Origin of the sequence: Methylocystis sp. IM3 (genome assembly GCF_038070105.1) — a bacterium.
Lineage (GTDB): Bacteria > Pseudomonadota > Alphaproteobacteria > Rhizobiales > Beijerinckiaceae > Methylocystis.
The window spans coordinates 3322727-3334942 of record NZ_JBBPBZ010000002.1; the positions used below are offsets into that span (position 1 = coordinate 3322727).

At 65.7% G+C, this 12216-nt stretch carries 11 protein-coding genes; 7 read left to right on the forward strand and 4 right to left on the reverse strand.

What is annotated here, in order from left to right:
• Positions 1–40: 40 nt before the first annotated feature.
• Positions 41–259, forward strand: a complete 219-nt coding sequence (locus WOC76_RS18110) for a hypothetical protein (RefSeq protein WP_341104843.1) — start codon at positions 41–43, stop codon at positions 257–259.
• Positions 260–279: 20 nt separating this feature from the next.
• Here the strand turns inward: WOC76_RS18110 and WOC76_RS18115 are convergent, their stop codons facing one another.
• Positions 280–594: a DMT family transporter gene (locus tag WOC76_RS18115; RefSeq protein WP_341104841.1), complete on the reverse strand. Its 315-nt coding sequence runs from the start codon at positions 592–594 to the stop codon at positions 280–282.
• 177 nt (positions 595–771) lie between these two features.
• Between WOC76_RS18115 and WOC76_RS18120 the strand changes: the two genes are divergently transcribed.
• The 6 genes from WOC76_RS18120 (at position 772) to WOC76_RS18145 (ending at position 9196) form a co-directional block, all read left to right on the forward strand.
• Positions 772–2091: a hypothetical protein gene (locus WOC76_RS18120; protein ID WP_341431526.1), complete on the forward strand. Its 1320-nt coding sequence runs from the start codon at positions 772–774 to the stop codon at positions 2089–2091.
• 201 nt (positions 2092–2292) lie between these two features.
• Positions 2293–3027 (forward strand): pirin family protein, encoded by a 735-nt coding sequence (locus WOC76_RS18125; protein WP_341104838.1) that lies wholly within the window; start codon positions 2293–2295, stop codon positions 3025–3027.
• Positions 3028–3079: 52 nt separating this feature from the next.
• Positions 3080–3844, forward strand: a complete 765-nt coding sequence (locus WOC76_RS18130) for a class I SAM-dependent methyltransferase (protein WP_341431527.1) — start codon at positions 3080–3082, stop codon at positions 3842–3844.
• Between the two features lie 153 nt (positions 3845–3997).
• Complete coding sequence (gene recA, locus WOC76_RS18135; protein WP_341104834.1) at positions 3998–5071, forward strand: recombinase RecA; 1074 nt, start codon at positions 3998–4000, stop codon at positions 5069–5071.
• A 214-nt stretch (positions 5072–5285) separates the two neighbouring features.
• The gene (gene alaS, locus WOC76_RS18140; protein ID WP_341104832.1) at positions 5286–7955 is read left to right on the forward strand and encodes an alanine--tRNA ligase; all 2670 of its coding nucleotides are present in this window, start codon (positions 5286–5288) and stop codon (positions 7953–7955) included.
• On the forward strand, positions 7952–9196 hold the full coding sequence (locus WOC76_RS18145) for a cyclic nucleotide-gated ion channel (protein ID WP_341389251.1): 1245 nt from the start codon (positions 7952–7954) through the stop codon (positions 9194–9196). Before alaS ends, WOC76_RS18145 begins: the two co-directional genes overlap by 4 nt.
• A gap of 100 nt (positions 9197–9296) precedes the next feature.
• Here WOC76_RS18145 and WOC76_RS18150 read toward each other — a convergent pair whose 3' ends face one another.
• The 3 genes from WOC76_RS18150 to WOC76_RS18160 form a co-directional block, all read right to left on the reverse strand.
• Positions 9297–9698 carry a F0F1 ATP synthase subunit epsilon gene (locus WOC76_RS18150; RefSeq protein WP_341104828.1) on the reverse strand — a complete coding sequence of 134 codons (402 nt, stop codon included), beginning with the start codon at positions 9696–9698 and terminating at the stop codon, positions 9297–9299.
• A gap of 128 nt (positions 9699–9826) precedes the next feature.
• Positions 9827–11254, reverse strand: coding sequence for a F0F1 ATP synthase subunit beta (gene atpD / locus WOC76_RS18155; RefSeq protein ID WP_341104826.1), 1428 nt, complete (start codon positions 11252–11254; stop codon positions 9827–9829).
• 25 nt (positions 11255–11279) lie between these two features.
• On the reverse strand, positions 11280–12161 hold the full coding sequence (locus WOC76_RS18160) for a F0F1 ATP synthase subunit gamma (protein ID WP_341104823.1): 882 nt from the start codon (positions 12159–12161) through the stop codon (positions 11280–11282).
• Positions 12162–12216: the final 55 nt, after the last annotated feature.

Consider the following 12216-nt stretch of genomic DNA (forward strand, 5'->3'; position numbering starts at 1 on the left):
CGCGCGCGACATTTTTGGGGCAAAGGATCGGAGACGCGCAATGACCCCTGCCGCCCTGCTCGCCCTCGCGGTCGCCGCCGCCTGTGCTCTTGGCGGCTGCGCCGCAGCGCATCGACTCTTCAACCGCGCCGGCGCCTCACAGGCCCATTGCGATGCGCAGCGCAGGAACGGCGCGCAAAAATTCACGCCCCTTCTCCTCGGCGCCCTCGCCTGCGGGGCGGTCATGTTCGCAGCGCTCTATCTCGCGCCGGCGCCGTGACCGCGCACGGGAAAGGCGCCTCACTCCGTTAGCCGCAGGCCGACGACGCCGAGCACCACGAGCGCGATGCTGCACAGCCGCAGCGGCGTCGCGGGCTCTCCGAACCAGAAAATGCCCGTCGTCGCCGTGCCGGCTGCGCCGAGTCCCGTCCAGACGGCGTAAGCGGAGCCAATTGGCAGCGTGCGAACCGCGAGCGCGAGCAGGCCAGCGCTCGCGCCCATGGCGGCGAGTATGCCGATCGAGGGCCATAGCCGCGTGAAACCGCCGGCGGCTTTGAGCCAGACCGCCCAGGCGATCTCGAACAGCGCCGCAAACAGCAAGATGATCCAGCTCATGTCACGTCTCCCCGGCTGCGGCGTCTCGCGGACGCGACGCAACTGAAACAAGGAGAGGAGGCTGCCGGTTCGCGGGCGCCGCAATGAAACCGCCCAGCCGACGAACCGCGCCTCATTTCGGCGCCGTTTGGCAGGTCAGTTGCGGGCGAATTCTCCGTGTTCTCGCAAAGTCATGGGTTGGAAAACTTGGCCCCCCTCCTCGTCGCGGCGACGCTGATCGTTTCCGCCTTTGCTCTTTCACTGAACCTGCCCGCGAAGGACGCGCTGGCGCGTAACGGGCAGGAAAGGGAGCGGACTGGCTGGCGATTGATCTTCGAGGAAAATTTCGAGCGTCCGATCGGCGGAGAAGCCGCGCCCTGGATAAGGACGCCCCCGGGAAGGGCCGACCCCTTCGACGACGACGGCGACTATTTTCATGCGACCGGCGGCGCGGACTTCACCCGGCAGCTCGACTCCTTCGACACCTACCGACAAACATTCCGATTTGGAAAAGACGGATGGCTGACCGCGGAACTCTCTGCGCGCGATCCGGAAAAAATTGGAAAGCCCAAAAATCCGCCGTCATTGACGAATGTCGCCATCAACGGCGAACCGGCGGCGCTGCTGAGCGAGCCGGATCATCATGGGGGAATCATCATCCGCCCCACGCATCCGCTTCCCACCCAATACCGCATCGAGTATTCGCTTGTGGGGTTGGATTTCGGCGGCAGCCGCAACGGCCAGTGGGCCTATTTGGGGCGCGTCAACGGCTACGCCGAAAACGGGGCGAAGACGCGCCACCCCTGGGCGTTTGGCCCGAGCAACGAAATTGCGAAGCCCTATGCCGACTGGTTCGGCGTCAAAAATACGAACGGCTTCTACTTTCTGGCTATTGTGGATTACCCGGACCCGTTTCCCCGCAACAACGTCTTCATTCATACACACCGCAAAGTCGCGATCGACGCTTACACCATGGCGGAGAAGCCTTCCTTCCAGCTCTGCGCTCCCTCGGGAAATCATGTCACTCAGGACAACACGGTAAATGCCCTGTTCTTTTCTCCGGGCGGCATGGTCGAGAGCGAGCCCGTCTCGGCAAGCGAATGCGGAACGACTTACGGCGACGCGCGCGCCGCTCCGCCAGTGGTCTCGGCCGCGCAGCTGACGCCCGAGGTCCTGCCCGGCGAAAGATATCGTTTTGCGATCGAGCGCGATCGTGCGGGCTACACGCTCGAAATCCAGGGCAATTTCCGTTTCTCCGGGAAAGCGACTTATCGTTTTCGCCGCGCATTTCTCCAGGATGGCCATCCCATCTGGCACTACAATCAGACGCGCGAGGAATATGACGGCGCTTACGACCGTTCGTTTACCTACAAGGGTCCCTTCGGCCTGTTGGAAATCCCGCATAGCTGGCCGAAAGACTCGGCCTATCCCGATTTTTTCATCATCGGCGATCCGCACACCAACTATTATGAAGGAACGGCCGCGATCGCCGACATCCGCCTCTACGAGCGCGAATGAGACGACGGGGAGGAAGCCCATGCGGCCGATGGTCTGCGCGTCCTTTGCCCTTCTCTGAGTCGTCGCGCAGACGCCGGACGGGGCGCTGCTCGTCACCGGCGACGAGAACGGAGCCGTCTATCTCATCGGCCACCGGCTCGGGCCGGTTGCCGGAAACTGAAGCGCCTGTCGAAAGGGTTGGCGGCGCGCGCCGGAGGGGCCATGTTCCGACTCGAACGGGAGGCTCGGAACATGCAGCTTTCGATCCGCAAGGCGGAGGCGCGCGGCGCCGCAAGGCTCGGCTGGCTCGACAGCCGGCATAGCTTTTCCTTCGGGGACTATTTCGATCCCGCGCATATGGGTTTTGGCCCGCTGCGCGTGATCAATGAGGATCGCGTTGCGCCCGGCGCGGGCTTCCCGACCCATCCGCACCGCGACATGGAGATCATCTCCTACGTCCTCGAGGGGGCGCTCGAGCACCGGGACAGCACCGGCGGCGGCGGCGTGCTGCGCCCCGGCGAGGCTCAGCGCATGACGGCGGGAACCGGCGTGCGCCATAGCGAATACAACGCCTCAGACCGCGAACCCGTACATTTTCTGCAAATCTGGATTTTGCCCGAGCGCGAGGGCCTCGCGCCCGGATACGAGCAGAAAGCCTTCCCGCCGGGCGAAATGCGCGGCCGGCTGCGCCTCCTCGCCTCCCGCGACGGCCGGGACGGCTCGCTCACCATCCATCGCGACGTCGATCTCTACGCAACGCGTCTTGGCGGGGGCGAACATGTGTCGCTGCGCCTTGCGCCCGGCCGCGGCGCCTGGGTGCAGGCGGCGCGCGGGGAACTCACGGCCAATGGCGCGCGTCTCTCGGCGGGCGATGGCCTCGCCGTGACGGGCGGGGACGAGTTGCGCCTCGAGGGCGTGAGCGACGCGGAGGCGCTTCTCTTCGACATGCGAATGTGACACATCCCCCCAGCGCGCCGCTTGGGGCGCGGGTGACCATTTCGGAGGGACAGTGGGCGCGGATGTCGGGCAATCCCTGGTCTTCGGCCAGAACGCGGCGGACTATCAGGCCTTCCGCCCCGAATATCCCGAGGGGCTTTTCGCCTGGCTGGCCGGCGCCGCCCCCGCGCAGGGCCTCGCCTGGGACTGCGGAACCGGCAGCGGTCAGGCCGCGCTTGGCCTTTCCCGTCATTTCAGCCGCGTGCTCGCCACGGAACGCGACCCGCGGCAATTGGCGCTGGCCCCGGACCGGCCCAATATCGAGTACCGCCTCGCCGCAGCCGAAGATGACCCTGGACTCGACGGCGCGGTCGACCTCATCGCCTGCGCCTGCTCCCTGCACTGGTTCGACTTGGGCGAATTCTATCCGTTGGCGCGGCGCGCGCTGAAGCCTGGCGGCGTTCTCGCCGCCTGGACCTATGACTGGCCCCGGACCGGCCGCGCCCCGCTCGACGCGGTGCTCGAAACGCTGAAGAGCGGGATCCTCGGCCGCTACTGGGGCCAGAACGCGCACTATTACTTCAGCGGCTATCGCACCCTGCCCTTTCCTTTCGCCGAGCGCGAGGCTCCCCTCTTCACGACGAAAATCGCCGAATCGAAAGACGATCTCCGCCGATTCCTCTCCACCTGGTCGGCGGTGCGCCGATACGAGGAGGACACGGGCCGCAATCCGCTCGACCTTGTGGACAAGGCGCTGGAGGACGCCTGGCGGGCCGCCCCCCCGGCGCGCGCCGTCGAGGCGCCGCTGTATCTGCGCTGCGGATATAAAGAAGACTGATTTTCAGACGACTTCCGGAGGGCTCCTCCGCGCCCGAGCGACCCGGCGCCGCGGGAACGAAAAAAGAACTTGGAGAGCGGAACAAATCATGCACAATAGAGCCCGAGCCGTTGCCCCTGTGCGTCGATTCGTGCCAGAAGGGATTTTCAAGCCGTGAGCCAAGCCAATCTCCGCCTCGTGGAAGGAACGTCCGTGGACAAGACCAAGGCGCTTGACGCCGCCCTGTCGCAGATCGAGCGCGCCTTCGGCAAGGGCTCGATCATGCGGCTCGGCAAGAATCAGAAAGCGGTCGAGATCGAGACCATTTCGACGGGCTCGCTCGGGCTCGACATTGCATTGGGCGTCGGCGGCCTGCCGCGCGGCCGCATCGTCGAAATCTACGGGCCCGAGTCTTCGGGCAAGACGACGCTTACGCTGCATGTCGTCGCCGAGGCGCAAAAGGCCGGCGGCGTCTGCGCCTTCGTCGACGCTGAACATGCGCTCGATCCGGTTTACGCCCGCAAGCTCGGCGTCAATCTCGACGAGCTTCTGATTTCCCAGCCCGACACGGGCGAGCAGGCGCTCGAGATTACAGACACGCTGGTGCGTTCCGGCGCCGTCGACGTGCTCGTCATCGACTCGGTCGCCGCGCTCACGCCGCGCGCGGAGATCGAGGGCGAGATGGGCGAGGTGCAGCCGGGGCTTCAGGCGCGTCTGATGAGCCAGGCGCTGCGCAAGCTCACCGCCTCCATCGCCCGCTCCAATACGCTCGTGATCTTCATCAACCAGATTCGCATGAAGATCGGCGTGATGTACGGCTCGCCGGAGACGACGACGGGCGGCAATGCGCTGAAATTCTACGCCTCGGTCCGCCTCGACATCCGCCGCATCGGCGCCATCAAGGATCGCGACGAAACGATCGGAAACCAGACCCGCGTCAAGGTGGTCAAGAACAAGGTCGCGCCGCCTTTCAAACAGGTCGAATTCGACATCATGTATGGCGAGGGCGTCTCCAAGGTCGGTGAGCTCATCGACCTCGGCGTCAAGGCGGGCGTCGTCGAAAAATCCGGCGCCTGGTTCTCCTACGACAGCCAGCGCCTCGGCCAGGGCCGGGAGAACGCCAAGGGCTTTCTGCGTCAGAACCCCCAAATCGCCGGACGCATCGAGCAGGCGATCCGCGAGAACGCCGGCCTCATCGCCGAGAAAATTCTGGACGCAGGCGCAGGCGACGACGACGGCGGCGAATAATTCCGCGCCCCTTTCAGCACCGATGATCGAAGGCCCGCTTGCCGGGCCTTTTTCATTGCCGAAACGCTCCCGGACTGGCATATCCGGCCGCGACAGACGGCGCGCGGGCTCTCTTCCGGCCAGCCGCGACGCGGCCTTTCGCAGGGCGGCCTTCCGCCCGGCAAGGTTTTCACCATATGACCGGCGTCCCCGGTCGCCTTCAGAGAGACGCAAAATGAGCAGCGTCAACCAGATACGCTCCGCATTCCTCGACTATTTCGTGCGCAACGGCCACGAGAAGGTCGCGTCCTCTCCGCTTGTCCCGCACAATGACCCCACCCTCATGTTCACAAATGCGGGCATGGTGCAGTTCAAGAATGTCTTCACGGGCGTCGAGAAACGCCATCAGGCGCGCGCGGCTTCCGCCCAGAAATGCGTGCGCGCCGGCGGCAAGCACAATGACCTCGACAATGTCGGCTACACCGCGCGCCACCACACCTTCTTCGAAATGCTGGGGAATTTCTCCTTCGGCGACTATTTCAAGGACGGCGCGATCGAACTGGCCTGGAGCCTGATCACCAAGGAATTCCAGCTCCCGGTCGATCGCCTCCTCGTCACCGTCTACCACGATGACGACGAGGCCTATGATCTTTGGAAAAAGATCGCGGGCTTCCATGACAGCCGCATCATCCGCATCGCCTCCTCCGACAATTTCTGGAGCATGGGCGACACCGGCCCCTGTGGCCCCTGTTCGGAAATCTTCTACGACCAGGGCGAGACGCTCGCGGGCGGGCCGCCCGGCAGCCCCGACGAGGACGGCGACCGCTTCCTCGAATTCTGGAACCTCGTCTTCATGCAATACGAGCAGGTCGCGCCGGGCCAGCGGGCGCCCCTGCCGCGTCCCTCGATCGACACCGGCATGGGGCTCGAGCGCATCGCCGCCCTGATGCAGGGCGTCACTTCCAATTACGAGATCGACCTTTTCCGCGCGCTGACGGGCGCGGTCGCCGAATTGACCGGCGCTTCGGTCAACGGGCCGCAGGCCGCCAGCCACCGAGTGATCGCCGACCATCTGCGCGCCTCCTCCTTCCTGGTGGCCGACGGCGTCACGCCCTCCAACGAAGGGCGCGGCTATGTGCTGCGCCGGATCATGCGCCGCGCCATGCGCCATGCCCAAATTCTCGGGGCGCAGGAACCGCTGATGTGGCGTCTTGTGCCGACCCTCATCGCCGAAATGGGGCAGGCCTATCCCGAACTGGTCCGCGCCCAGGCGCTGATCGTCGATACGCTGAAAACCGAGGAGACCCGATTCCGCGCCACGCTCGCGCGCGGCCTCGCCATCCTCGACGAAGAGACCGCCGGGCTGGCCACGGGCGGGAAATTCTCCGGCGAAACGGCCTTCAAGCTCTATGACACCTATGGCTTCCCGCTCGATCTCACCGAGGACGCCTTGCGCCCGCGGGGCATCGCCGTGGACAAAGAGGCGTTCAACGCCGCCATGGATCGCCAACGCGCCGAGGCCCGCAAGGCCTGGGCGGGATCCGGCGAAACGGCGACCGAAACGCTGTGGTTTGCGCTCAAGGAGCGCCTCGGCGCGACCGAATTTCTCGGCTATGACACCGAGAGATCCGAAGGCGTCGTCACCGCGCTCGTCCACGACGGCGCCGAAGCCTTCGCTCTGAAACGGGGACAGCGCGGCGCCGTCATCCTCAACCAGACCCCGTTTTACGGGGAATCAGGCGGCCAGGTGGGCGACGTCGGCGTCATGCGCGGCAAGGGCCTGCGCTTCCGCGTCGACAACACATCGAAAAAGCTCGGCGACCTCATCGTCCATGAGGGCGTCCTCGAGGAGGGCGAACTCACGCCGGGCCTCGCGCTCGAACTCGACGTCGATCATGACCGTCGCAGGGCGACGCGCGCCAATCACTCGGCCACGCATATCCTGCACGAGGCGTTGCGGCAGGTTCTTGGCGACCATGTCTCGCAAAAGGGTTCGCTCGTCGCCCCCGAGCGTCTGCGCTTCGACTTCACCCATCCAAAGCCCCTCACCGCCGAGGAGCTGAGCCGGGTGGAGACGCTCGCCAATGAGATCATCCAGGACAATGCCCCCGTCGACACGCGGGTAATGGCGCAGGACGAAGCGATCGACTCCGGCGCCCGCGCGCTTTTTGGCGAGAAATACGGGGATGAGGTTCGCGTCGTCTCCATGGGCCGCCCAGATCCCGGCTCGCGTCACGCCTTTTCCGTGGAGCTCTGCGGCGGCACCCATGTGGGCCGCACCGGCGACATCGGGCTGTTGACCATCATCAGCGAGGGCGCGGTCGCCTCGGGCGTCCGCCGCATCGAGGCGCGCACCGCCGAGGGCGCGCGAACCTATCTGGTCTCGCAGTCCCGGGCGCTGCAGGAGATCGCCACGCTGATGCGCGCCCCGGTCGAAGAGGCGCCGTCGCGGCTGGCGCAGCTGGTGGAAGAGCGCAAGCGGCTGGAGCGCGACCTTGCCGACGCCAAGCGCAAGCTCGCCATGGGCGGCGGCGGGAGCGCCGGGGCCGGGCCGGAGGCGCGTGAGGTCGCGGGCGTCAAGCTGCTGACTCGCGCGGTCGAAGGGATCGACGCCAAGGACCTGAAATCACTCGTCGACGACGCGAAGAAGAGCATCGGCTCCGGAATCGTCGCCATCGCCAGCGCCTCGCCGGACGGCAAGGCGGGGATCGTCGTGGGCGTCACCGACGACCTCACCGAAAAATATAGCGCCGTCGAGTTCGTCCGGGTCGCGAGCGCCGCGCTCGGCGGGAAGGGCGGCGGCGGACGGCCTGATCTCGCCCAGGCCGGCGGCCCCGACGCGACGGCGATCGATCAGGCCCTCGCCTCGGTCGAAGACGCCTTGAGAGGCAAGGCGGCGCAGTGACGGCGGAAAAACGAGGCTGGTATTATCGCACTCGGCGCCGCACGCATCTGATTCTCGACGGGGGCGGGCACGACTGGGCGACCCGGTTCGTTCATCGGACCCTTGTGGTCCTCGTCGCCTTCTCCGTCTTCGCGGTGGTCCTAGAGTCGGTCCCCGAATATGGACATAAATACGGGCCACTGTTTCATGCGATCGAATATGTTGCCGTCGTCGCTTTCACCATCGAATACCTGATGCGGCTCTGGTCCGCCCCGGACCATACGCCCTACACCGATCGCACCTCGACCGCCGCGCGGCTTGCCTTCATCGTTTCCGGCTCGGCGATCATCGATCTCCTCACGATCTTGCCTTTCTACCTTTCGCTCTTCATCGCCACCGACCTGCGGGTGATGGTCCTGCTGCGGCTCCTGCGCTTTTTCAAGCTCGCCCGTTATTCGGCTGGCATCAGGACCCTCGTCGCCGTCATGGAAGCCGAACGCAAGGCGCTCGTCGCGACCGGCATCCTGCTGTTTGGCGCCGTTCTCTTCTCCGCGAGCGCCATCCACATCGCCGAGCAGGACGCCCAACCGGAAGCTTTCGGCACGATTCCCACCGCCATGTGGTGGGCCATCGTGACCATCACCACCGTCGGCTATGGCGACGTCACCCCTGTCACCGTCGCCGGACGCATGATCGCCTCGGTTACAATGGTTTTGGGGTATGTGATGCTGGGCTTGCCCGTCGGCATCGTGGCCACCGCCTTCGCCGAGGAAATTCACCGCCGTGAATTCGTGGTCACCTGGAGCATGGTCGCGAGCGTGCCTCTGTTTCGGACGCTCGGCGCGACGGCGATCGCCGAAATCATGCGTTATCTGAGCGCCCAGTCGATTCCGGCGGGGACGCTCATCGTCCGGCGAGGCGATCTGGCGCAGTCGATGTATTTCATCGCCGAGGGCGAGGTCGAGATCGAACTTTCCCGCGAGCCTGCACGACTTGGGCCGGGTCAGTTTTTCGGAGAGATGGCGATTCTGCACAAGACGCTGCGCACAGCGAACGTCCGGGCCGTCGAGCCAACCAAACTGCTCGTTCTCGACGCCTACGACCTGCAGTCCCTGATCGTACGCAATCCGGAAATCGGCGACGCCATTCGTGACGTTGCCGCGAGCCGCCAGGAACTGGCGCCGGAGGCGCAGCATGGCGACATGATTGAGGCGGAATTGGCGCGGCCTGCCGATACAACTGAGGGGCCTGCCTGCGACTGACCGGGCCTTTCAATGCCCCGGAAGACTCCAGCCCCCGGACGACAAACGCGCCCCGGCGTGGCCGCCGGAGCGCGTTGAAAGTGGACAAGCGTCAGCGCGTTTACGCCGCGACGGCGGCGCGCATCTCCTCGAGCTGGGCCAGCTTCTCGCTGGCGGCGCTACGCGTCTCGTCTGACCTGGCGTCGGCGACGTCCTCGCGGGCGTTCCTGATGTCGGCGTCGAGCCTGGCCACGTCGATCTCGGCGATCGACACGGCGAGCTCGGCGAGAATGGTGAAGCCGGCCGCGTTGACATCCGCAAATCCGCCGCGCACGAAGAGCTTTTCGACCTTGCCGTCGCCGCCCGCGACGGTGACGACGCCGGATTTCAGGGTCGTCATGACCGGCGCATGGTCCTTGAGGACCGTGAACTGGCCCTCGGCGCCCGGCGCCACGACGCTTTCGACCTCGCCCGAAAACAGGAGCTTCTCGGGAGAGACGAGTTCGAAGTGAAATGCGGGCATGTCAGTCTCCGGGGGAGGTTCTGTAGCGGGATGGCGCCGCGTTTCGGCGCACGAGGGCCGGGATCACGCCCGGCCGCGCAGAGGAACACGGCCGGAAATTTCCGGCCATGTTCGCGATTTGAAGCGCGTTACGCCGCTTCCTTGGCGAGCTTGGCGGCCTTTTCGATCGCCTCGTCAATGGAGCCGACCATGTAGAAGGCGGCTTCCGGCAGGTGGTCGTAGTCGCCGTTCACCAGGCCCTTGAAGCCCTTGATGGTGTCCGCCAGCGCGACGAGCTTGCCCGGCGAGCCGGTGAAGACTTCGGCGACGTGGAAGGGCTGTGACAGGAAGCGCTCGATCTTGCGGGCGCGGGCGACGACCAGCTTGTCCTCTTCCGAGAGCTCGTCCATACCCAGGATCGCGATGATGTCCTGCAGCGACTTGTAGCGCTGCAGCGTCGACTGCACCTTGCGGGCCACGTCGTAATGCTCTTCGCCGACGATCGCCGGGGAGAGCATGCGCGACGTCGAGTCGAGCGGATCGACCGCCGGATAGATGCCCTTCTCGGCGATGGAGCGCGACAGAACGGTCGTCGCGTCGAGATGGGCGAAGGAGGTGGCCGGGGCCGGGTCGGTCAAGTCGTCGGCCGGCACGTAAATCGCCTGCACCGAGGTGATCGAGCCCTTGGTCGTCGTCGTGATGCGCTCCTGCAGCGCGCCCATGTCGGTCGCGAGCGTCGGCTGATAGCCCACCGCCGAGGGGATGCGGCCGAGAAGCGCCGACACTTCCGAGCCCGCCTGGGTGAAGCGGAAGATGTTGTCGACGAAGAACAGCACGTCCTGGCCCTTGTCGCGGAACTCCTCGGCGACGGTGAGGCCGGTGAGCGCGACGCGGGCGCGGGCGCCCGGCGGCTCGTTCATCTGGCCATAAACCAGCGCGCATTTCGAGCCGGCGCCGCCGCCCTTCTTGTTGACGCCGCCCTCGATCATCTCGTGATAGAGGTCGTTGCCTTCGCGCGTGCGCTCGCCGACGCCGGCGAAGACGGAGTAACCGCCGTGCGCCTTGGCGACGTTGTTGATGAGCTCCATGATCAGCACGGTCTTGCCGACGCCCGCGCCGCCGAACAGGCCGATCTTGCCGCCCTTGGCGTAAGGCGCGAGCAGGTCGACGACCTTGATGCCCGTCTCGAGAATCTGCGCTTCCGTCGCCTGTTCGGCGTAGGACGGGGCCGGCTGATGGATCGCGCGAACGCCGCTCGACTTCACCGGGCCGGCTTCGTCGACCGGCTCGCCGATGACGTTGATGATGCGGCCGAGCAGCTCCTCGCCGACCGGAACCGAGATCGGCGCGCCGGTGTCGGTGACTTCCTGGCCGCGGGTCAGGCCCTCGGAGGTGTCCATGGCGATGGTGCGAACGGAGTTCTCGCCGAGATGCTGGGCGACCTCGAGCACCAGGCGCTGGCCCTGGTTGGTGGTCTCGAGCGCGTTGAGAATCTCGGGCAGGTGGCCGTCGAACTTCACGTCGACGACGGCGCCGATGACTTGGGTGATGCGGCCCGTGGGCTTGTTGGCGGCCATGTTACGTCCTCGTCTATTTTAACGATCAGAGCGCTTCGGCGCCCGAGATGATTTCGATGAGTTCCTTGGTGATCATCGCCTGCCGCGACCGGTTGTAGAGGGTCGTCTGCTTGCGGATCATGTCGCCGGCGTTGCGCGTGGCGTTGTCCATCGCGCTCATGCGCGCGCCCTGTTCGGAAGCGGCGTTCTCGAGCAGCGCGCGGAACACCTGGACCGAAATGTTGCGCGGCAGAAGGGTCGAGAGGATCTCGTCCTGGCCGGGCTCATGTTCATAGGTCGGCTGCGGGCCTTCCTGCGCGGGCGCGTTCTCATTGGCGGCGATCTGCGCCGGGATGAGCTGCTGCGCCGTGGGGATCTGCGCGATGACCGACTTGAACCTCGAGAAGAAGAGCGTGGCGACGTCGAATTCGCCGGCCTCGAACATGGCGATGATCTTCTTGCCGATCTCGTCGGCGTTCTCGAAGCCGATCTGCTTCAGACCGCGCAACTCGATGAGTTCGATGATCTCCTTCTCGAATTGACGGCGAAGCTGGTCGTAGCCCTTCTTGCCGACGCAGAGAATCTTGACCGTCTTGCCCTGACCCTGGAGGCGCTGGGCGTGGTCGCGGGCGAGGCGCACGATCGAGGAATTGAATGCGCCGCAGAGACCACGCTCGGCGGTGGCGACGACCAGCAGATGCACATCGTTCCGGCCGTTGCCGGCCAGAAGCTGCGGGCCGCCGGTGGTGACGCCGGCGGCGAGATTGGCGAGCACCGATTCCATGCGCTCGGCATAGGGACGGGCGGCCTCGGCCGCCGTCTGCGCGCGGCGCAATTTGGCCGCCGCGACCATCTGCATGGCCTTGGTGATCTTCTGCGTCGCCTTGACGGAGGAGATGCGGTTACGAAGATCCTTCAACGAGGGCATGAGCGTGCTTCTTGTCTAAAGGGTTCGCCTCCGGGAGGCGCTTCCCCCTCTCCCC

Excerpts from the sequence above, each read along its gene's own strand:
- WOC76_RS18160 (WP_341104823.1), bottom strand. The coding sequence starts at position 12,161 with ATGCCCTCGTTGAAGGATCTTCGTAACCGCATCTCCTCCGTCAAGGCG.
- atpD (WP_341104826.1), bottom strand. The coding sequence starts at position 11,254 with ATGGCCGCCAACAAGCCCACGGGCCGCATCACCCAAGTCATCGGCGCC.
- WOC76_RS18110 (WP_341104843.1), top strand. The coding sequence starts at position 41 with ATGACCCCTGCCGCCCTGCTCGCCCTCGCGGTCGCCGCCGCCTGTGCT.
- WOC76_RS18150 (WP_341104828.1), bottom strand. The coding sequence starts at position 9,698 with ATGCCCGCATTTCACTTCGAACTCGTCTCTCCCGAGAAGCTCCTGTTT.
- alaS (WP_341104832.1), top strand. The coding sequence starts at position 5,286 with ATGAGCAGCGTCAACCAGATACGCTCCGCATTCCTCGACTATTTCGTG.
- WOC76_RS18115 (WP_341104841.1), bottom strand. The coding sequence starts at position 594 with ATGAGCTGGATCATCTTGCTGTTTGCGGCGCTGTTCGAGATCGCCTGG.
- WOC76_RS18125 (WP_341104838.1), top strand. The coding sequence starts at position 2,293 with ATGTTCCGACTCGAACGGGAGGCTCGGAACATGCAGCTTTCGATCCGC.